We start from the raw sequence: 21,444 nt of genomic DNA, 5'->3' as shown, positions 1-21,444 counted from the left end.
CCATGAACTGTGACCCGCTGAATGTGAAGGGGTTCAAAATTTTATGATTTGTCGTGACAAAGAACTTGAATCCCCCCCGGCAATTGAATAAAAGTGAAGCGGTTAACGTTTCATTTGGAGTTCCCTTGAGCAAGGTTACCATTCGCGACATCGCAAAAGCAGCCGGAGTATCTGTGGCTACCGTCTCCTATATCATCAACGGCAAGGCCCGTTGCGGCGAGACGACTCGCCTGAAGGTAGAGAAGGTGATGCAGGAGCTGAACTATCGGCCGAACCTGGCGGCGAAAGCCCTGGCAACCAAGCGCTCGCACCTTATTGGTTTTGTCCTCAACAAGGGTCTCCTTCAGAGTAACCCCTTCTATAGTACCCTGCTTTCGGGTATGGACGCGGCTCTTAATCGTGAGCCTGACTACGATCTGGTGATGGGAAGCTGCCCGGATGAGGCTTCGGCCCAGGAGTACCTGTGTGAATGGGTGGGTAAGCGCAACCTGGATGCCCTGGTGTTGATGGGGCTGCAAAATACCGAGCTCTTGTGTGCCGTGGATCGATTGGATCTGCCCTTTGTGTTGATCGATCACCAGCCCCAGGGCTTTCAACATGCGATCTCGGTGGGCAGTGACGATGAGTTAGGGGGCTATCTGGCTACCCGTCATCTTCTCAAAAAGGGCTACAAGGGGATCGCCTTTGTGGGGGACGATCTGTCCGGAGAGGTCAGCCGATTACGTTTTTGTGGATTTCAGCGCGCCCTGAAAGAGGCGGGTGTTGACTATAGCGAGACCCAGAGATTTTGCACCGAGGTTAGCTTCGAAGGGGGCAAGCAGATAGCCGATCAGCTGGTGGAGGATCCCAACATCCAGGCTGTGTTTGCGATTGCAGATATTGTGGCGTTTGGTATCACCGCCCATCTCAACGCCCGTGGACACAAGATCCCGGAAGAGCTGGCCCTGATCGGCTTCGATAACCTGGAAGCTTGCCAATACATGGTGCCAGCTCTGAGCACAATCGATCAGGATGTATTTTCTAAAGGCAAGACAGCTGTTGAGCAGCTGCTTGTTCGGCTGCGTGGTTCGGCTCAAACCGAATCTCGCGTCACAATTCCATTGGCGTTGGTAGAACGTCAGACCTCATAAAAAATTTTAACCGGTAGGTTAACCGGTTAACAAAGGAGTATTTATGCATTGTGGAGAGATCCTGGAGCAGGAAAAAGATCAGGCGGTAAAGCCTCATCGTCACAAAGAGCTGGGTCAGGCGACAGGCTACAGCATCGATGAGCCAATCCTGATAGTCCGGGCCGAGAATGGCTCCATGACCCTGAAGTGGCTCAGCGATGAGATGTTCCGGGTGGTACTGAGCCCTGAGCAACAACCTTGCCTGGACTCCAGTGATGCATTGATCGAACACGGCCTGGCCTATGCTGACTTTTCCCTGGAGGAGACACAAACTCACTACCGGGTGAGCAGCCCGGCTCTGACCGTCGAGATCGCCAGGCAGGATCTCACCTTGAAAATCCTTGATAGCCAGGGCCATCTTAAAACCGAAAATACCCGTCCCTTTAACTGGTATAAGAAAACCTCGATGAGCCACTTCTCAACGCCTCAGCAGGCGCGTTTTTACGGAATGGGGGAGAAGACGGGTTACCTGGATAAGAAGGGGCGCAAGTATGTGATGTGGAATACCGACATCTTTGACCCGCATGTGGATACCACAGATCCGCTCTATTTGTCGGTGCCCTTCTTTATCCACCGCCATCAGCAAAGCTACTACGGGATCTACTTTGATAACTATGCCCGCAGCCAGTTCGATCTGGGGCGCGATGATCCCGGTGAGTATGTCTTTGGCGCCGAAGGCGGCAAGATGGACTTCTACTATATAGGTGGCGACAGCCTCAAGTCTGTGGTGAGCCGCTACTCTTTGTTGACCGGCAGGGCGCCCATGCCTCCCAAGTGGTGTCTTGGCTACCAGCAATCCCGCTATAGCTATCGCACCGAGGATGAGGTACGCGAGATAGCGACCACCCTGCGTCAGCGCAACATTCCCTGTGACACCCTGGTTTTGGATATCCACTATATGGATGGCTACCGGGTGTTTAGCTGGGATCCCGATGCCTTCCCGAATCCGGAAAAATTGATGGCCGATCTTAAAAATGATGGCTTCAATGTGGTCACCATAGTGGATCCCGGGGTGAAAAAAGACAGCCACTATGGGGTTTATGTGGATGGGCGGTCAATGACTACTACTGCAAATACGCCGATGGCACCACCTATAGTGGCAAGGTCTGGCCCGGCGAAAGTGTGTTCCCGGATTTTTCGACGGCGAAAGTGCGTCAATGGTGGGGCGAGCAGGTGCGTGACTTTGCCGATAGGGCCGGGGTGCGCGGGATCTGGCATGACATGAACGAGCCTGCGGTGTTCAACGATACCAACACCATGGATGAAGATGTGCTGCACCGGGGGGATGGTAAGACATTGACCCACCTTGAGTATCACAACATGTATGGCTTCCACAGTGCCCAGGCGAGTTACCAGGGGATGCTGTCGCGCAATGAGCGCCCCTTCATCCTGACCCGTGCCGGTTTTGCGGGAGTGCAGCGCTATGCGGCGGTATGGACCGGCGATAACCGTAGCATGTGGGAGCACCTCTATCTCACCATGCCGATGCTGATGAACTTAGGCTTATCCGGAATAAGCTTTGCCGGGGTCGATTGTGGTGGCTTTACCGGGGATAGTAATGGAGAGCTGATGACCCGTTGGACCCAAATGGGAGCATTCACCCCGTTTTTCCGCAATCACTGCAACCTGGATGGGCGTTATCAGGAGGCCTGGCGATTTGGTGAGGTCTATGAGCAGGCGATCCGTGAGGCTATTGAGCTGCGCTATCGCTTCATGCCCTATATCTACGACTGCTTCTATCAGGCGAACCAGAGTGGCGTGCCGATGATCCGCCCCCTGGTGATGGAGTTCCCTGAGCAGGACGAGTTGGAGTCGATTTCGGACCAGTTCATGGTAGGGGATTCCCTGCTGTTGGCGCCCATGCTCAGACCGGAGCAGGATCACCGGGTGGTGACTCTGCCCCAGGGGCTGTGGATCGATTACTTTACCGGTGAGCAGTACCAGGGAGGAGTACATCTCTATCGGGCACCGCTGGAGCGCTTCCCCCTGCTGGTGCGGGCCGGGGCGATTTTGCCGCAAGCCGAACTTTGCCAATACCTGGGAGAGAAGCCAGAGACCCTCGGTTTCAAGCTGTTCCTGGATGAGAGTGTTAAGGGCCAGGGCTATTGTCACTACGCTGATGATGGCTTGAGCTTTGATCATCAGGATGGAGGCTACTGGAAGCTCCAATTGGAATACACCTATGAGGGCGGCGATCTGATGATCTCCTCACAGATCTTACATCAGGGGTATACACCTGATTTTTCATCGGTCGAGATTGAGATATGCTCAGGCCAGCCAACCCATATCTATCTCAATGGTCAGCAGCAGGAGGTCAACGACAAGCTGATTCTGACCCTGTCCTAAGGGCGAATAAAAAAATCAGATGGGCGGGCCAGGGAGTCCGCCCCACAAAAAACGTGAAACTTCGATCAGGAGAATAGGATGGCTCAAGTATCAATCAACTCAGATCAAGCCAGTCGTAAAATGATATTTCCAACTGAGCTTGATGCGAAAAAGGCGGTGTATCTGACCTTTATCGCATTTCTGTTTACCGGCTTTCAGTGTGCAATCTATGGCATGTTGACGGTTCCCATCTCGGCACACTTTGCCCTGGATCCCAACCGGATCATCTTTTTTGATGGTTTCGGCCTGTGGGGACAGATCCTCGCGATGGCAACCGGCGGCATGGTGATCCGCAGGATCAAAGGCAAGAACACCCTGATCCTGGCGGCGGTGTTGATGATCCTGGGCTCTCTGGCATCGATTTTTGCGCCCAACGTCTACCTCTACACCCTGATGGTGTTCATCTGTAACATGGCCGTTGGCTATGTACTGGTTTCCTGTAACTACATGATCATGGGAACCGTCAACAAAGAGGGGCAGTCCCAGGGACGGCTGAGCCTGCTCAACGTCTTTTTCAGCCTGGGTTTTCTGGTGAGTGCTCCGGTGGTGGGCTCCATCATTCTGCATGGAAGCTGGCAGATGGTGTTTGTGGTGGTGATGGTGCTGTTCGTGTTGTTTATCGCCTTTTTGCTGTCGCTTCGGGTCGATGAAACCGTGGAACGAGCCCTGGAAACTAAACGTAAGTCTAAGGGCGAGAAGTTTATCACCCCGGGACTGGCGTTAAGTGCCCTGGCACTGTTTCTCATCGTCTATGTCGAGCAGATCATGAATTACTTCAACCAGCCGCACCTTCATTATGGTCTCAAGCTCAACATGCAGACCGTAGGCTTCATGGTGTCGGCCTATACCTTTGCTCAGCTGTTTGGCCGGGCGGTATTTGGCAAGTTCCTGCTGCCCCGGGTTAAAACCTATAAATACATAGTGAGTGCCTCTCTACTCTTTGCCCTGGTGATGGTGGCCTACCTGAACCTGAGTTCCACCACGGCGCTGCTGGTGGCTATGGTCCTGCTCGGACTGTGTGACTCCTGCATCTACCCCTCGGTGCTCGGTTTTGGGATGGATCAGCTGAAAAATGTCAGCGCCAATGCGACCTCCTTCCTGGTGACCTGTGGTGCGATCGGCATCCCTCTTGGCACCTCTGTGTCCGGGATCCTGGGAGAGGCCTTTGGCCGTACCAACGCCATGCTGCTGGGGCCGGCCTTCCTGGTCCTGCTGGCGGTGATTATCTTCGGGGTGCAGAAGCTTCATCAACGAAAAGCGGGTGTGTCAGCCCAGGGGCGGGAGCACTCTAAAAAGAATTAATACGGCTCGGGTGAAAGGGTCTCTTTGCCCGGGCATCAAACTTTAATCTGACAAAGGAGAGAAGTATAAAGAGCCACAAAAGGAAAACAGTGGGTGATGATACGAGTTGAGTAGGAACTGACTTAACATGAAAATTAAGGATTGATGATAATGAGAAATTTTTGGCAACTTGTTGTTGCAACTTGCATGCTGCTTACCTTTGGAGCGAAGGCGGACGTCATCCTCCATGCGTTTAACTGGAAATACAGTGAGGTCACGCGCAAGGCCGATGAGATAAAAAATGCCGGCTATAAGGAGGTGTTGATCTCGCCCCCCTCAAATCCTCTGGTGATGCCTGGTGGGGTCGCTACCAGCCCCAGGACTACCGGGTCATTGATAATCCCCTGGGCAATAAACAGGATCTCCAGGCATTGATCGATGCGATGAAAAGCCGTGGCATCTCTGTGTATGCCGATATTGTGCTGAATCATATGGCCAATGAATATCAGAGTCGGGGCTGGGATCTTAGTTATCCGGGTGCTGCAGTGCTCAGCGATTATGCCAACCGCTGGGACTATTATCAGAGCCAGAAGCTCTATAACAGTGATGGGGATGATCTGGATAAGAACTTCCTGGGCTCAGGTGATTTTCATGATCGCCAGGTGATTCATGATTACAACAATACCGGTCAGGTTCAGTATGGCTGGCTGGGTGCTGCCGGTGACAACAATAATATCAGTGACTTCGGGCTGCCGGATCTCAACGATAACAGCTGGGTTGTCAGCCAGCAGCAGCAATATCTTAAGGCCCTCAAGGCGATGGGGATCAAGGGGTTTCGCATCGATGCGGCCAAGCATATGACTGAGGCTCAGATTAAAGCGATCTTCACGCCCGAAATTATTCAGGGAATGTATGTTTTTGGTGAGATCATCTCGGGGAATAAGAGTGCTTCAGATTACCACTTTTTAAGTGATTATCTGTCCCAAAACCCGGAGCACAATGCTTATGACTTCCCCTTATTTACAATCATTAAGAACACCTTTAGCTTTAGCGGGAAGATGAGCGATCTGAGTGATCCCGATGGACTGAACAAGTTCAGGGCACTCACATTTGTGGTGACTCACGATATACCGAATAACGATATTTTCCGTGGCAATATCATGGATCCAACCGATGAAAAGCTCGGCTATGCCTATATTCTGGGGCGTGATGGTGGTGTGCCTATGGTCTACTCGGATCATGGAGAGAGCAATGCCAGCCATCCGGAGGATAACTCTCGTTGGGTGAACTACTATAATCGCTCTGATATCAAGGCGATGATCCGTTTCCATAACTCGGTTCAGGGCCAACCCATGACAGTGGTTAAGGCGAGTGATTGCATCCTGCTGTTCCGTCGTGGCGATCAGGGCCTGGTGGGGATAAATAAGTGTGGAACGGCTGAATCTGGCTGGGTGAGTGGTCTGGATAGTAACAAGGGCTACCAGGAGACGTTAGACGACTCAACATTTTATACCGATGGTAACGGGGGAGTGAATGTCACAATCCCGGCGCGCTCCTCACGGATGTGGTTGGAGCAGTAATGAAGAGCCCGGAGGAGTACTCCTCCTGGCTGCAACTTTCCGGGGATTGCTGTTGCAGGCAATCCCTGATGGTATTTCAAATACAGTTTTTGTCTACCCTCATCCCTGCGATCTGCAATGGCTTATTCGTATTGTCATCGGCTATTGCCGAGCGTATCCGAGCCCGCGCTTGAAATGGTCAGGATAAATCGGGCACCTCCCAAAGGACTCTTGATCACGCTCACCTGTCCCCTGTGATGCTCAGCAATTAGTTTGACAAAGCTGAGTCCAAGCCCGGAGCCCCCCTTGGTGAGATCCTGGGTTCGATCAAGTCGGTAGAAGGGCTCAAAGAGCATTCCCTGGTGCTTCTGTGGGACACCGGGACCATCATCATCAACAATAAACAGTGTTTTATCTTCACTTGGGCAGACGGTGAGTAAGATCTGGGAACGTGCATATTTACGGGCATTACCTAAAAGATTCTGCAAAGCGATATAGAGAAGCTTACGATCGACCGAGGCTTCAGTGGCAAAACACTTGAGTGTCATCTTGAGGGAGCAGGTCTCCCGCTCCTGAGTGACGATTTTATGAAGCCAGCTTGAAAGTCGGGTTTTCTCGCGATGCAGCGGAATATCACATCGACTGATCTTCCCGTATTGGAGTACCGCATCAATCATCGCTTGGAGCTCTTTAATGTTGCGTTCGATCCCCTCCTGAAGCTGGGCTCTGAGCTCGGGATCTTCCTCTTCACTTAAAAGTGAGCTTCGAAACTGAAGGCGAGCCAAAGGGGTCCGCAGTTCATGAGCTGCCGCATTGGTCATCGCTTTCCACCCCTGGACCATGGTCTCAATTTTACAAGCAAGCTGGTTGACTGAGTGTTGAAGGGGGCTGAGCAGGGGCTGGTTAAGCCGTAGCACCTTGCATTCATATCTCCGGCGGCGAGCTTGCTGGAGGTTTGGTTCAGTTTGAGCAGATCCTGAAAGTGGGAGCGAAGATAGAGGTAGGTCACTACCGAAAACAGTAGGGCACAAAAGAGTAGCCAGACAGCGAGTAGCTTGATCCTGCTGTTGACCCATGATGTTCCTATTGGAAACTTCAAAGGCAATGGGCCAATCTGCAGGGTATCACCGTAGGGGTTGGGGATAGAGAGTATGGTTCGCCCCTCATAACTCATAGGAATCCCCTCGATCTGCAGGGTTCGATGAAATAGTGATGGGCTTGAGATCTCAGGCGGTTTTAGCTCAAAAGGCACGCCATAGCGCTTACTCAGCTGTTGCAGCTTTTGCTCTTTCTGCTCAGGTAAAAGATGATCGATCTGTTGAATGATACCTGGAATGTCTTTGGGTCGTAACGATTCGGGGAGGTATGAGGAGTGGTCATGATACAGATACTCGACCAATCCTCCCAGAAAGATTGGGAGCAGTGTGCACAGGAACATCAAAGAGATAAAGTGGAACAGCACTTTGTGAGGAATATGGGTTAGCTGGTTAGTGTTCATCCGGCATTTGCCCCGGTCAGCAGATATCCCTTATTGCGAACTGTCTTGATTTGGATCTGACAATTAGGGTGGGAATTGAGATGGCGGCGCAAGCGAGAAACCTTGGCGTCTATGGTCCGATCTAATCCGTCAAATCCTGCACCTCTGAGCTCTTGAGCCAGTTCATCCCGGCTGAGGATAGTTCCTGAGTGACGTGCCAGAGCCCATAGCAGGTCAAATTCACCCCCCGCTAACTCAATGGCCTCTTCGGCAATGGATACGGTACGATTGGCCTGGTCAATTTCAAAATTACCAAATGAAAGGAGCTGAGAGTCTGCTGTTTGGAGCTCTGCCGCGCGACGTCGAAACATCGCCCTCACCCTGGCGAGGAGCAGCCTGGGCTCAACGGGTTTGATCAGATAGTCATCGGCGCCGAGCTCAAGCCCCAGGATCTGATCCATATCTTCATTGCAGGCCGTCATCATCATCACCGCTCCCTGATAACCGGGGCGAATGGTCCGACAGATTTCGAGTCCGTCAAGACCGGGAAGCATGATGTCCAACACCACCAGATCCGGTTTGAACTCCTTAATCGCTTGTTGCACCGTATCTCCCTGAGTATGAGCTTGGATCTGATAGCCATACTTCTCAAGGTAGGTTGTGATGAGTTGCGACAGATCGGAATCGTCTTCTACAAGTAAAATTCGTTTTGTCATCATAGATGTTTAATACTGGTTAAGAGCTAAATACCCACGCACGTTAAGTAATGGAGCTGGGTGAAAATTTAAAAATAAGTTACAGAGCATAATGAGATTGGTGAACTATTATGCTCTGTAAGGCCAATTTTTTAAAAAAACAGAGAAACTATAAGATTTGCAATTTATATCTAATGCCTGGTTTAAACTCAAACACTGGAGGTGCTATTATTTTATGAAATAAGTAAAGCATGACCAGGATGTGAAATTGTCTTTATGGTTTTTATTCGCCAATTGAGAGAAGATCATGTCATAAAATAAAACTGAGAGCAATCAGACAGGCGCAGTTCAAAGCGGGTTCAGAGTCAAGATATACAATATTCTGTTGTTTTTTAAAGTAGATACATTTTTCGATATTAAATTTATCGGTTTGTGACATCCCTGATGCCTGCTACTTGTCCACGGGATGCGGCTCCGCTGCTGGCTGGGAGTAACATTTGATCGGACTGTATTAATAACGGCAACTTCATTATAACTGCTTTGTGTTGTAGATGAACTAAGGCTTTTGCCTTAGTTTTATCGTTCTGGCTGGATAAGTCTGTTGAACTATTGCTATTCAGTGCTGCAATTAGTGATTCGATTGAAAACCTAATACCCATGAGGGAGTTGTGCCTTATCTCCTCTCAGGGTGGAGGTAAAAGATTTTACCTGAGATGGGCTAACGAGATCACAATAAAATATAAAAAGTCACACTGTGTCACCTACCATCAAATAATGATGGATTTGTCCATATAGCAGCTACTCAACTCGAAGTTGAGTAGACCACTGACACCTGACCCTAGGGTGTGCGGATATAGGAAGTTTTCAAATGCTATAGTGATACATGAAATCGATGTGAGAAGGTCATAAATCATCATAAAAAAGAAAAAATATACAGTGGAACAATCAAAGCACATTATGTATCTTTCCAGAGCTAGAAAAATTTAGGAACGGTCATTTATTATCTTAATAGCCACTATTTATCACCTGCTGAAGGGAAAGTGTTAGCAGCGCTAAGCTTTCTCTATCCAAGTGTTGGAACATGGCTATAGAGAATCATGGGTTATCAGAGGGCGAGCAATGAGTTATGTAGAAAGTCGCGGGAGCGTTATTTATGCCAATAGCCAAAAGAGATTTGCTATTGTCATCGAGCGCGATAAGAAAAGATATGTTCGGGTGAACTACCCCCGAGACAATGGCTTTCTCCCATCGTTCGGGGAGGAGGTATGCCTCAAATCAGTCAGCCATCATAGTGAGCTGTTCCTTGAGGAGCAATGATTCCGTCATCTGAATTGATGTTTATTAATAAATACTCACTGTGTTGACGCTGCCGATAGATGGCTCAAAGAGAGCGATTTAGGAAAAAGGGGGTTATTTACCAATAGGGCGTTGTTTCCTAAATCCGAGTCTGATAATTGACTTGTACCCATTCAGGCAGCTTGCTGCCTGACAGGCATACCAAGCCCGATCACTTTGTTTAAAGCTTTAACTCCGGCCAAGGCTTCCCCAACCTGACCGTTATAACAACGTAAGCTCAGCTGTGGAGAATTGAGCTGTTTGTAGCGAGACATTGCTGTTTCTGCTAACGAGCGCTGATGGTAGTCGTTGTCATGCTTCCATTGTGAAAGCTGCCCATTTTTAAGCGCTTCGACAGCTTCATTTCTGGGATGATCTCCTTTCCAGTAAGCTGCATTACTGCGGGGAGGAATCGTTGGTTTACAACCCTTTCTCTGTAACAGTGCATAGCAAGCCTCTGTATCGTATGCACCATCTGCTGAGACTTGCTGTATCTTGCGTCGTAGTGGGTTTAATAAGGTCGGCAACACCTCGTTATCTCCAACACTATCAAGGCTGACCTCGGCTGCTATGATTTCATGAGTTTGAGCATCAACAGCCAGGTGGAGCTTGCGCCAAACTCGGCGCTTTTCTTTTCCGTGCTTGCGCATTTTCCACTCTCCCTCACCGTGGATTTTGAGCCCTGTCCCATCAACGACCACGTGAGCAACAGGGCCTCGGCTGGGGCGGCGATATTTTATCTCAACGGTCTTCGCTCGTTTGCTGATACAGCTATAAGTCGGTGACTTAAGAGGAACATTCATGAGCTGAAAGACCGAATCAAGGAATCCTTGCAACCCCCTCAGTGGAAGGCTGAATACTCCTTTGAGCATCAACGCGGTTTCGATAGCGGTATCACTGAACGTGAAGCCTCTTCCTCTGTCGCCATGGTGCTCCTGACAATGCCAGTTTTTGACTGCATTCTCATCCAACCAGAAGGTGATCGAGCCACGCTTTACCAATGCTTTATTGTATTGAGACCAGTTCTTGATTTTGCCGTTGGATTTACCCATTTGAAGCTTCCCATCATGACGATGGGAGATCAGATCTTGCTCAAACCAAAAGGTTCCATCGATTTAGGAAACAACGCCTACCAATAGTCAAATTCGTGAGGCTATATCAGCGATGGTGGCAAGTTGTCATCACTGAGCGTGAAAAGTCCACGATTGACGACGGATGTTGATACTAGCGATTGTTTCGTGATGCGGGTTCGTTGCTAGAGCGTTTTCCGGATAAACCGGTTCATCTCATGAAAGCAGCTTTGACTTTTATCGCTGACTCGCAAGTCACATCCATGTTGCTCTACTGCAGCATCCTTGCTGCAGAAGGTCAGCTTAACAAAGCTCAAAGCAGCACTTGAACTTGAGGGGCGCGAATAATTACCCGGATTAAACCAAAAATGCTCTAAATAACTGTTCCTAACAGTAGGTCCCTGAGGCAGCTGTTGAATTGTGAATGAGCAGACCCTCTGCGTCAGGGGTGAAATGGTTTTAAGCCATTGAACGAGAGGTATGGATGCCGAACTGGGAAAGGCTATCAGGGATGATAGCCGATGTGGTGGAGCTTCCATGGATGGATTCATAGCGAGTCTGCTAGCACACATCAACAGATGTAGCAGTAATAGGAGCAACTATTTAGCCCGACCTCATGTTACGCTCTAGCCATAAAGAAGGGGTTAGCAGCTGGCAATCGAAAGGATAAACCGAGCACCTCCAAGTGGACTCTTTGTAACACTGACCTGCCCCCGGTGATGCTCAGCGATCATTTTGACAAAGCTGAGCCCCAGTCCCGATCCTCCCTTGGTAAAGTCCTGGTGCCGATCCAGCCGATAGAAGGGATCAAACAGATTATCCCAGTATTTTTTCGGGATGCCAGGACCATCATCATCAATGATGAACAGGGTCTGCTCGCCGAAACTCAGGATTTTCAGAAGGATCCGGCTTCGGGCATACTTTCGTGCATTTCCCAATAAATTCTGTAGGGCGACAAACATCAGTTTACGATCAAGGCAGGCACTCTGTGATCGACACTTAACTGAGAGGGTGAGTGAATCCGGCAGATCCCACAATTGAGCGACAAGTTTATCGATCCATTCTGCCAATCGGGTTGGTTCGCGGCTTAGAGGAATATCACAGCGACTGATCCGCCCATACTGGATAACGGCATCAATCATCGACTGCAACTCTTTAATGTTACGTTCGATCCCCTCCTGAAGCTCTGCCCTCAGCTGTGGGTCGTCCTCTTCACTCAGCATCGAGTTACGAAATTGCAGCCGGGCAAGTGGGGTCCGAAGCTCATGGGCTGCCGCATTGGTCATCGCTTTCCACCCCTGGACCATGGTCTCAATTTTTCCTGCCATCTGGTTAATCGAGTCGTGGAGAGGATTTAAAAGCGGGCTTTTTAGTTTGTCACACCTTGCGTTTAACTCTCCGCCAGCCAGGCGGGAGGTTGTGTGGTTCAGCTTGAGAAGGTCGCGAAAATGGTAGCGCAGGTACACACAGGTGGCGATAGTAAAGAGCAGTAGGCTGGAAAAAAGCCAAATAATGAGCAGATCGATCTGGCTATCCATCCATAGAGGCGTTGGGCGTTTTTTCTCAATCAGAGGGCCAACCTTCAGCGTTGCTCCCTGACCATCCGTGATGGTTAATGTGGATCTATCCTGCTTATCAATAGGGCAATCACCGACTTTGCCTTTGGGATAGATTTGAGTTGAATGAGAGTGAGAGCCGTTAGTCAGCTGAAATGGGAGATTATAGGTTCGTTGAAGTTCCTCCAATTTCTGTTGTCTGTGAGCGGATGGTAGATCATTCAACTGTTTAAAGATAACCGGAATATCTTTAGCTTTCAGTGTATTAGGCTGATCCGGGGAGCTGTGGTTACGGTAATACATGATAGCACCACCCATCAGCAGGGGGAGCAGAGTACAAAAGAGGACCAGTGCACCAAAGTGAGTCAATATACGCCGGGGGAGGTGACCAGCTTGTAGTCATCTGTTTCACAGCTCATCCTATATCTGCTCCAGATAACAGATATCCCTTGTTGCGTACGGTTTTTATTTCGAGAGGACAATCATGATGAGCTCCAAGGTTACGGCGCAGCCGTGATACCCTGGCATCAATGGTGCGATCGAGCCCATCAAATCCGGCTCCTCTTAGTTCTTGTCCCAGCTCATCTCGACTGAGGATCGTACCTGCGTTACGCGCCAGGATCAGAAGGAGATCAAACTCACCACAGGCAACTTCGATAGGGGTCTCACTGATGAAGACGGTCCGGTTTGCAGGGTTTATTTCAACAGGCCCAAATGACAGAACCTGATTACCCGAGGTTGACTTTGTCACGGGGCGGCGGCGAAACAGGGCGCGGATCCTTGCAAGCAGGAGTCTGGGCTGAACCGGTTTTACCAGGTAATCATCGGCCCCGAGCTCCAATCCAAGGATCTGATCCATATCTTCATCACAAGCCGTCATCATGATAATCGCACCATCGAACGCAGGACGAATGCTGCGGCACACCTCTAGTCCATCAAGGCCGGGAAGCATGATATCCAACAGGATCAAATCCGGATTGTACTGCCTGATCGCCTGAGAAACTGTATCTCCCTGTGTATGACACTGCACCTGATAATCATACTTAGACAGATAGCTTGTGATGAGCTGCGAGAGGTCGGCATCATCTTCAACGAGCAAAATTTTTGTCGTCATCAAAACTCCTTATGATTCAGACGGAAAAATGAGATTAGGTCGTCCTTAAACTGGAGGCTCAATAGAGCATTTTATTCATGTCAGAACAGGGTGCTCCCGAATCAAAAGCAGTTGACTGAGGAGGTGGTGATGACTCAAGAGAAGATAGATGACTCTGGTTGAGCTAAGGCTGTGACTGGTTTAGCTCAACAGGTTTCCTGATTTTTCCCTTCTGGCCCTGTCGCACATGGTTGTGTAGCGCCTATTTTATCTGTAGAACATCAAAATCCTTTGGTTTATCTCTGTCTCTTCTTCAGACGTCTGCTGCCAGCAATACCTTTGACGGCATTAAGGCGTTATTTCTGTACGCCATCTGTCAAGTATGAAAATTAGATGAGAATCGTGACACAAAATAATGCTATCGGCAATCTTGGCTTGAGGCGGAACCAGCTATGTAACACAGGTTGGCTGATTCAAGACGGGAGAGTTGTAAATAATGCGAAGACTCATTTGGAGTGATTTATTTAAATTCAGGGAGGCATATGAATAAAACCTGTACGAAATAAAGGATATTCTTTTCTAATTCGGAGGGATGTTAATAAACTGTTATTGGTTGGGTGTTCCGAATTATTCTCTATTCAGGCATCTGAGGAAACACTCTGTAACATTCAGCATGTACGGTCACAAATAATAGGTGGTAGTCACGAACTATCATTTTGGGATCTGGTGTACATAAAATTAATTATATGAAAACTTGGATAAGGTGCTGCGATGTTCATCCACAAATAAATTAATGATTCAATCAGTCAGGGAAAGGACAGCAGAAGCCTTAGTCCCCTTGAGGTTATGGCTTCGCCTAGTGTTCTGCCTTATCTGTCGGGTTGAAACGCTTCTGCGATATATTCTCGGTTAGCTTATCCCCATATGTAAGATAGATGATGTCGTATCAGGCAGATAATGGTAGAAGATACTCATTTAAGAATAATTCTCGTCACAAACGATAAAATACGACCATAAAAAAGCAAAAATATATTATGGAATGTGAAAAATCACTTATGTATATTGTGTCTCGTTAAATGCACACTTGAGTACTGCTTATTAAGCTTATCGCTAATGTGACAAGGTGTGACAGAGAGTCAGATTGGGCTGTTTATTAAAGCCAATACCCATGATTCATTAAATGTCAGATGTTTGATATTTTAGCTCAATGGATTGATGTTCTCTTATGCTGTCCTGATATTATGGAAAATGATTATGGATAATTATGAATTTATAGGGTGCCACAATGAATCCAGGAAAAAAGATTGGCCGTGTTATCTACGCCAATAGCCAGAAAAGATTTGCGATTGTCATGGATAATGACAACAGCAAATATGTCAGGGTCAATTATAAAAGAGGATTTACACCCTCTTTTGGGGAAAGTCTCTGTATGAACTCTATCAGTCATCACAGCAAAGAGTTGCGTAACGATGAGTTGAGATATCAGAGATAATTTCCTGAACATTTTTTAATTAATATTTCGGATTAATAAGACAAAAACTTCTGGGTATCTTCTAAGGAAGATATACGGGGTGCTTGTCTTTGGAAACCAGCGAGAAGATATAACCTTCATCTAAGGAGTAATATTGTGGGCGATAATGACGTTGTAGTATTGGATGCAGCAAGAACCGCTGTGGGTGCTTTCGGTGGAAGCCTGTCAGGTGTTGCCGCCACTCGTCTTGGATCAACAGTAATCAAGTCGCTGTTAGAAAGAAATAACATAAATCCAAATGACGTCGATGAAGTCATTCTTGGTCAGGTCCTCACCGCAGGTTGTGGGCAAAATCCTGCGCGTCAAACAACCATTGAAGCGGGTCTTCCTGAGCGGGTTAGCGCCCTCACGATTAATAAGGTCTGTGGCTCCGGACTTAAGTCACTGCAACTGGCTTATCAAGCGATTAAAAATGGTGATGCGGATCTGGTCATTGCCGGTGGTCAGGAAAATATGAGTCTGGCTCCCCACCTGGCTCCAAACTCAAGAACGGGTGTCAAAATGGGCAACTGGTCTCTTGAGGACAGCATGATTAAAGACGGGCTGTGGGATGCGTTTAACGACTATCACATGGGTCAGACTGCAGAAAATATTGCAGAGAAATATGGGATCTCTCGTGAAGAGCAGGATGAGTTTGCTTACCTGTCTCAGATGAAGGCTGCCAAAGCACTGCAGACCAATCGTTTCTCTTCAGAGATTGTTCCGGTTGAAATTCCAAGAAAACGCAAAGAACCGCTTGTGTTTAATGAGGATGAATTCCCCCGTGTAGAGACTACTCAGGAAGGTCTTTCCAAGCTGCGCCCCTGTTTCAAAAAAGATGGCAGTGTTACGGCGGGCAACGCATCCGGCGTCAATGATGGTGCTGCTATGGTGATTCTGGCATCTGCTCAGAAAGCCAAAGAGCTTGGCCTTGCACCCATGGCTAAATTCACTGGTTTCGCGACGGCAGGTGTTGATCCGAAAATCATGGGCACCGGACCGATTCAGGCATCTCGCAAGGTGCTAGATAAGGCGCAGTGGGGAATCAACGAACTTGATCTGATCGAGTCAAATGAAGCATTTGCAGCCCAGGCAATCTCAGTCAACCGCGAAATGGGGTGGGATCTGGCGAAGGTTAATGTCAATGGCGGTGCCATTGCACTGGGACACCCAATCGGTGCTTCCGGAACCCGGATCTTTGTTTCTCTGCTTCATGAGATGAAGCGTCAGGACCTGAAAAAGGGACTGGCAACCCTGTGTATTGGTGGAGGAATGGGCATCGCGGCAACGGTTGAGATGCTGTAATCACTTCGCAGTTTTAATAGACATATTTTGACAATAATCGCCCGCCTGGCGGGCCTGATGTTAAGGATTTGAAGATGTTAAAGTCGCTCCAAACTTTCGTTGAACTTGCAAAAGCTAAAACTGGCAAAAAGATTGCTGTCGCTGCCGCCGAAGATAAAACCACGCTGCAGGCGCTTAAAAGAATTGTTGAAGAGGGGATCGCGACTCCGATTCTGGTGGGTGATGAACAGAAGATTCAGCAAATCTGTAATGAGATCGATTTTGATATTCGCAGCTTCCAGCTGATTGATGTCAAAGTCCCATTCAAAGCGTGTCAAAAAGCGGTTGAGCTGGTTCGTGAAGGTGAAGCGGACGTTCTGACTCGCGGCCTTCTGAGCACTCCGGATTACCTGAGACCGATTCTGAATAAAGAGAAGGGTCTGAAAAATGCGCGCCTGGTTTCCCATGCAGCATTTCTCGAGATGCCAACCTATCACAAGGTGTTTGCTTTCACTGACTCAGGGATCAACATCGCGCCGGATGTCAATGACAAGGCTTTGATGATCCAAAACTGCGTCAAAGTATTCCACAGCGTGGGAATCGACAATCCAAAAGTATCCGTCATGGCTGCGACTGAAGGGGTTAAAACTGCGATGCCATCGACCATTGATGCTGCGATCCTGACTCAGATGAACCGTCGTGGTGGTATTAAAGGTTGTGTTGTTGACGGGCCTTTGTCTGTTGACCTGACATTCAGCAAAGAGTCTGTTGAGCATAAGGGAATGGAGACTCCGGTGGGTGGTGATGCAGATCTTATCCTGCTGCCGGATATCAATGCCGCGAACGCTTTCTATAAGTCCTGTACTTTCCTGGGTGGCGCTAAAGGTGCGAGCTTTATCATGGGAACCATGGCACCGATCGACTTCCCATCACGCTCTGACTCAATTGAAACCAAGTTCTACTCTATGGCTTGCGTTGTAGCGCAAACTAAGTAAGGGGTGATGATGAAAATCTTAGCGATCAACCCGGGTGGCATGTCGACCAAAATCGCAGTTTATGAAAATGAACAGGAGCTATTTTGCAGGTCGATCAATCACTCTATGGATGAACTGGCTCCTTTTGAGAAGATTGCCGATCAAAAAGCATATCGTAAGCAGTTGATTCTTGAAGCCCTGAAAGAGGAAGGGTTAGAGCTCAACGAGATCGATCAGTTCGTCGGCCGTGGCGGCATGGTGCGAAACCTTCAGAGCGGTGTTTATCGGATCAATGAGGCTTATCTCAAGGATGCCTCTGTCGGTCTGAATGGTCAGCACGCTTCGAATCTGGGCGGGATCCTGGCCGATGAGTTGGCCAAAGAGGTGTCTGCTGACAAAGTCGCCTACACCGTTGATCCTGTCATGGTTGATGAGTATGAGGAGATTGCAAAATTCTCCGGTATGGCTGATATCTCCAGGGTTCGTAGCTTCCATGCGCTGAATCAGAAAGCTGTTGCGACGCGTTATGCCAAAGAGCAGAACAAGTCGACCGAAGAGTTAAACCTGATTGTGGCTCACCTGGGAAGCGGGATCAGCATTGGTGCGCACAAGGCCGGCCGTATTGTTGATGTGAACTCTGCTCTGGGTGGTGATGGTCCCTTCTCACCTGAGCGTGCCGGTGGTGTGCCACCTCTGGCTTTGATCGATATGTGCTTCTCCGGTAAGTACAGCTACCAGGAAGTTTATAAGAAGCTGATTGGTGAAGGCGGAGTCTACAGCTACCTGGAAACCAAGGATATGCGTGAAGTAGAAAGCCGTGCGCTGGAAGGTGATGTAAAGGCAAATCAGATCTTTGAGGCGATGGCCTACCAGGTTGCCAAAGAGATCGGTGGTTGTGCCGTTGCCTTGTCCGGTAAGGTGGATGCAATCTTGCTGACCGGCAGCATTGCCCACTCAGGCCTTCTCACCGATTGGATCTCCAGCCGGGTACAGTTCATTACACCTGAGGTAGTGATCTATCCGGGTGAGGATGAGATGCAGGCACTGTGTCAGGGGACTTATGATGCGCTGCGTGGATTAAGACCAATTCTGGACTATTAAAATATAAACAGATTGGGGAGCCAAAAACGTAAGGTTTTTGGCTCGTTATATGATCAATCTGTTGAGTACAGAAGGAATGTTTCAGCTCATGAAAGAAAGCAGATACATTTTTATGGTTAAAGATAATGTGACCATGGCACAGTCTCTGGACGATCATGATGCTGGGGATATTGTGATTAGTCTGCTACACCAGGGTTTTACTGTATCTCCCTATCAAGTCAATGCTGTTGATGGAAAAAAGGCCCTTTCCATCATGGAGTCGCAGAGAGTTTCAAAACCTCACCAAACCAGTAACTATCCATGGTTTGGAATTACTCCATATGCCATTGCTAATTATTATGAATAAAAGATTCATCAGGAAGTATTATGGAAACTAAGCCGAGTAAATATCCATTCGAGATGCCTGTACAGCAGGGAAATCCAGCCTATACGGTTGCGCCGAATCGATTCGTGGATCGTGAATATTTCATTATTACCTATGAAACAGATCCAGATGCACTGGCCCGTATCTTACCACCGGGGCTGGAAGCGCCGGAGCCTCTGGTTAAGTATGAATTTATGCGGATGCCAAACTCAAGCGGCTTTGGAGATTTTAATGAGTCGGGGCAGGTGATCCCTGTGACTTTCGAGGGACAGCCAGGAACCTATGTGCACTCGATGTTTTTGGATTGCCATCCGCCGATCGCCGGGGGCCGCGAGATCTGGGGCTTTCCTAAGAAACTGGGTGCACCAAAACTGGAAGTAGACGGTGATACCCTGCTCGGCACCCTGGACTATGGCAAAACCCGGGTTGCGACAGGCACCATGGGCTTTAAGTTTGAAGAGCTGGATAAACTGGCGGTTCAGGAGGCTCTGGGGGTCAGAACTTCCTGGTTAAGTCGATCCCACATGTGGATGGAACACCAGCCATCTGCCAGCTGGTTCGTTACCAGATGACAGATATTCAGGTGAAGTGGGCTTATACAGGGCCGGCGGCGCTGGAGTTGCATGCCCATGCGATGGCTCCGGTGAATGAATTACCGATTAAAAGAGTTGTTTCGGCATCTCACTTTATCGCGGATTTGACCCTGCCTTATGGAGAGGTTGCAATCGATTATCTTAACCATGATAGATAATTAATAGCCTTTCTTTCATTGTGATGAATCAACCCTTGTAATTCACCGAGTGCAGGGGTTGATTTAATTTTATTGCAGATGAACTAACAGGACCTTCCAGATTGTGTATAGATTACTGATTTTTCTATGAGTAATCTATAGATTATTGAATAAAAACAATAAAAATATGTAGTTCTAAATATAGCATATAGGAATTTACCATGTTTGATTTGGCCGGAAAGGTCGTAATTATCACTGGCGGAGCCAGGGGGATTGGCCGGGGAATCGCAGAGACTTTTGCACGACATGGCGCAAATACTGTCATTGCAGACCTTAATTTAGGAGAGGCCGAAGATCTTGCTGCCATGATTACCAGTGAAACCGGTAATCTATCTCTGGGTCTGCGTCTGAATGTTGAGAGCGAGGAGATGATTAAATATGTGGTTGAAAGAGCGATGATCACATTCGGTCAAATTGACATTCTTGTTAATAATGCTGGCATACAGACGATATCACCCGTTGAGGAGTTTGAACTTGAATCCTGGAATAAAATGATAAATGTTCACTTGACAGGAAGTTTCTTAATCTCTAAATACTGCATGCAACAGATGATTAAGTCTGCTAGCAGCGGAAAGATAATTACCATCGGATCTGTTCACTCTGTATGCGCCTCTGAAAATAAATCTGCCTATGTTTCAGCAAAGCATGCCCAGCTAGGTCTCACCCGATCTCTGGCAGTAGAGGGAGGAAAGCACAATATTACTGCGAACCTTATTGCCCCCGGATATGTGTGGACCGATCTCGTGAGGCAACAGATCCCACTTCGCGCTGCAGCAGAGAATTTGAGTGAGTCAGAAGTAAAGGCTTCAATGCTTAAAGATACGGTTGATGGTGAGTTTTCAACAATTGATGATATTGCAAATACAGCACTGTTTTTTGCAACATTTTCTGGCAATGCCCTGACGGGGCAGTCGCTGATTGTTTCTCATGGCTGGAACATGCAGTAGTTATTTCGAGCCTTTTACAATGCAATAGGCGCTAACCTGAGGCTTATTGGTTTATCCGCCAGTTTCCTTTAGATAATTTATCTCGATAAGCCATAGATAAATGCGCAGATACTTATTGCTTTATTATTAATATCAGGCAAGTGAGAAATTATAGAATAAGTCCCTACAGTATTCAGTTAAAGAATCTTTCAGCAGATATATTGCTGGGGGAAATAAATAGTTCACTGCTAAATTAAGATAAGAGGAAATAATCATGGAGAGATACCCCATTCCCGAAAGAATTCGTCAGGTAGCACACATCTCAAGCTTGGCGGAATATCAGCAGATGTACAAAGAGAGTATTAATGAGCCTGAAAAATTTTGGGGAACATTGGCTCGCAGTCACCTGGAGTGGATCCACCCCTTCAAGCAGGTCAAAAATGAGGTGATGGAGGAGGGACTTTTTTCCTGGTTCCTCGAGGGGCAGCTCAACGTCTGTTACAACTGTGTCGACCGTCACCTGCAGGACAAAGCGGATCAACCTGCCATCATCTGGGAGGGCAATGAGCCGGATGAAGGTCGAACCATCACCTACCAGGAGCTGCACCGGGAAGTCTGCCGAATGGCAAATGCCCTGAAAAAGCGTGGGATCCGCAAAGGTGACTGTGTTGCTATCTATATGCCGATGATCCCGGAAGCAACCATCGCCATGTTGGCCTGTGCGAGGATTGGTGCCGTGCATATGGTGGTGTTTGCCGGGTTCAGTGCTGAGGCGCTGCGCGATCGGATCCTCAACGCCAATGCCAAACTTCTGATCACCGCCGATGAAGGGTCAGGGGGCCAAAAAGGATCCCCCTGAAGCGGACGGCAGATGA

At 48.3% G+C, this 21,444-nt stretch carries 19 protein-coding genes and 1 pseudogene; 14 read left to right on the top strand and 6 right to left on the bottom strand.

The features are described from left to right. Positions 1–125: 125 nt before the first annotated feature. The 6 genes and pseudogenes from DB847_RS13295 (at position 126) to DB847_RS13275 (ending at position 6,415) form a co-directional block, all read left to right on the top strand. Positions 126–1,130, top strand: a complete 1,005-nt coding sequence (locus tag DB847_RS13295; protein ID WP_159084609.1) for a LacI family DNA-binding transcriptional regulator — start codon at positions 126–128, stop codon at positions 1,128–1,130. A gap of 43 nt (positions 1,131–1,173) precedes the next feature. After that, positions 1,174–2,840, top strand: a pseudogene (locus tag DB847_RS13290) (glycoside hydrolase family 31 protein); the annotation flags it as partial. 42 nt (positions 2,841–2,882) lie between these two features. After that, positions 2,883–3,515, top strand: a complete 633-nt coding sequence (locus DB847_RS26400) for a glycoside hydrolase family 31 protein (RefSeq protein ID WP_325049171.1) — start codon at positions 2,883–2,885, stop codon at positions 3,513–3,515. Positions 3,516–3,593: 78 nt separating this feature from the next. Next, the gene (locus tag DB847_RS13280) at positions 3,594–4,856 is read left to right on the top strand and encodes an MFS transporter (RefSeq protein ID WP_108651133.1); all 1,263 of its coding nucleotides are present in this window, start codon (positions 3,594–3,596) and stop codon (positions 4,854–4,856) included. A gap of 150 nt (positions 4,857–5,006) precedes the next feature. Beyond that, entirely contained in the window at positions 5,007–5,270 is a 264-nt protein-coding gene (locus DB847_RS25650; protein ID WP_234418398.1) for a hypothetical protein, read from the top strand. Beyond that, a complete protein-coding gene (locus DB847_RS13275; RefSeq protein WP_234418617.1) occupies positions 5,228–6,415 on the top strand; it encodes an alpha-amylase family glycosyl hydrolase in 1,188 nt (395 codons plus the stop codon). The genes DB847_RS25650 and DB847_RS13275 overlap by 43 nt, the downstream gene beginning before the upstream one ends. Positions 6,416–6,549: 134 nt before the next feature. On the opposite strand, the gene DB847_RS13270 is transcribed toward DB847_RS13275, so the two are convergent. The 6 genes from DB847_RS13270 to DB847_RS13245 form a co-directional block, all read right to left on the bottom strand. Next, positions 6,550–7,215, bottom strand: a complete 666-nt coding sequence (locus DB847_RS13270) for an ATP-binding protein (RefSeq protein WP_159084608.1) — start codon at positions 7,213–7,215, stop codon at positions 6,550–6,552. After that, positions 7,212–7,892, bottom strand: coding sequence for a hypothetical protein (locus DB847_RS24415; RefSeq protein WP_159084607.1), 681 nt, complete (start codon positions 7,890–7,892; stop codon positions 7,212–7,214). Before DB847_RS24415 ends, DB847_RS13270 begins: the two co-directional genes overlap by 4 nt. Beyond that, positions 7,889–8,587, bottom strand: a complete 699-nt coding sequence (locus tag DB847_RS13265; RefSeq protein WP_108651131.1) for a response regulator — start codon at positions 8,585–8,587, stop codon at positions 7,889–7,891. The genes DB847_RS24415 and DB847_RS13265 overlap by 4 nt, the downstream gene beginning before the upstream one ends. A gap of 1,448 nt (positions 8,588–10,035) precedes the next feature. Then, on the bottom strand, positions 10,036–10,953 hold the full coding sequence (locus DB847_RS13255) for an IS5 family transposase (protein WP_108648954.1): 918 nt from the start codon (positions 10,951–10,953) through the stop codon (positions 10,036–10,038). A 662-nt stretch (positions 10,954–11,615) separates the two neighbouring features. Further along, the gene (locus DB847_RS13250) at positions 11,616–12,896 is read right to left on the bottom strand and encodes an ATP-binding protein (RefSeq protein ID WP_108651129.1); all 1,281 of its coding nucleotides are present in this window, start codon (positions 12,894–12,896) and stop codon (positions 11,616–11,618) included. Positions 12,897–12,942: 46 nt separating this feature from the next. Beyond that, a complete protein-coding gene (locus DB847_RS13245; RefSeq protein ID WP_108651128.1) occupies positions 12,943–13,641 on the bottom strand; it encodes a response regulator in 699 nt (232 codons plus the stop codon). Positions 13,642–15,247: 1,606 nt separating this feature from the next. Here DB847_RS13245 and DB847_RS13235 point away from each other — a divergent pair. From DB847_RS13235 to DB847_RS25645, 8 genes are all read left to right on the top strand, one after another. Beyond that, on the top strand, positions 15,248–16,435 hold the full coding sequence (locus DB847_RS13235) for an acetyl-CoA C-acetyltransferase (RefSeq protein ID WP_108651126.1): 1,188 nt from the start codon (positions 15,248–15,250) through the stop codon (positions 16,433–16,435). A gap of 74 nt (positions 16,436–16,509) precedes the next feature. Beyond that, positions 16,510–17,409, top strand: a complete 900-nt coding sequence (locus DB847_RS13230) for a phosphate acyltransferase (RefSeq protein ID WP_108651125.1) — start codon at positions 16,510–16,512, stop codon at positions 17,407–17,409. Between the two features lie 9 nt (positions 17,410–17,418). Next, positions 17,419–18,489 (top strand): butyrate kinase, encoded by a 1,071-nt coding sequence (gene buk / locus DB847_RS13225; RefSeq protein ID WP_108651124.1) that lies wholly within the window; start codon positions 17,419–17,421, stop codon positions 18,487–18,489. An 88-nt stretch (positions 18,490–18,577) separates the two neighbouring features. Further along, positions 18,578–18,835, top strand: a complete 258-nt coding sequence (locus DB847_RS13220) for a hypothetical protein (RefSeq protein WP_159084606.1) — start codon at positions 18,578–18,580, stop codon at positions 18,833–18,835. Positions 18,836–18,855: 20 nt separating this feature from the next. Continuing rightward, positions 18,856–19,425, top strand: a complete 570-nt coding sequence (locus DB847_RS13215; RefSeq protein WP_199911564.1) for an acetoacetate decarboxylase — start codon at positions 18,856–18,858, stop codon at positions 19,423–19,425. Further along, positions 19,380–19,604: an acetoacetate decarboxylase family protein gene (locus DB847_RS26080; RefSeq protein WP_199911563.1), complete on the top strand. Its 225-nt coding sequence runs from the start codon at positions 19,380–19,382 to the stop codon at positions 19,602–19,604. Before DB847_RS13215 ends, DB847_RS26080 begins: the two co-directional genes overlap by 46 nt. A gap of 200 nt (positions 19,605–19,804) precedes the next feature. Continuing rightward, the gene (locus DB847_RS13210) at positions 19,805–20,590 is read left to right on the top strand and encodes a 3-hydroxybutyrate dehydrogenase (protein ID WP_108651122.1); all 786 of its coding nucleotides are present in this window, start codon (positions 19,805–19,807) and stop codon (positions 20,588–20,590) included. Between the two features lie 253 nt (positions 20,591–20,843). After that, on the top strand, positions 20,844–21,428 hold the full coding sequence (locus DB847_RS25645) for an AMP-binding protein (RefSeq protein ID WP_234418397.1): 585 nt from the start codon (positions 20,844–20,846) through the stop codon (positions 21,426–21,428). The last annotated feature ends 16 nt before the right edge of the window (positions 21,429–21,444 follow it).

The sequence above is a fragment of the Dongshaea marina genome (assembly GCF_003072645.1).
GTDB lineage: Bacteria > Pseudomonadota > Gammaproteobacteria > Enterobacterales > Aeromonadaceae > Dongshaea > Dongshaea marina.
The sequence above is the reverse complement of the archived record's forward strand: the minus strand, read 5'-3'. Positions and strand labels throughout refer to the sequence as shown.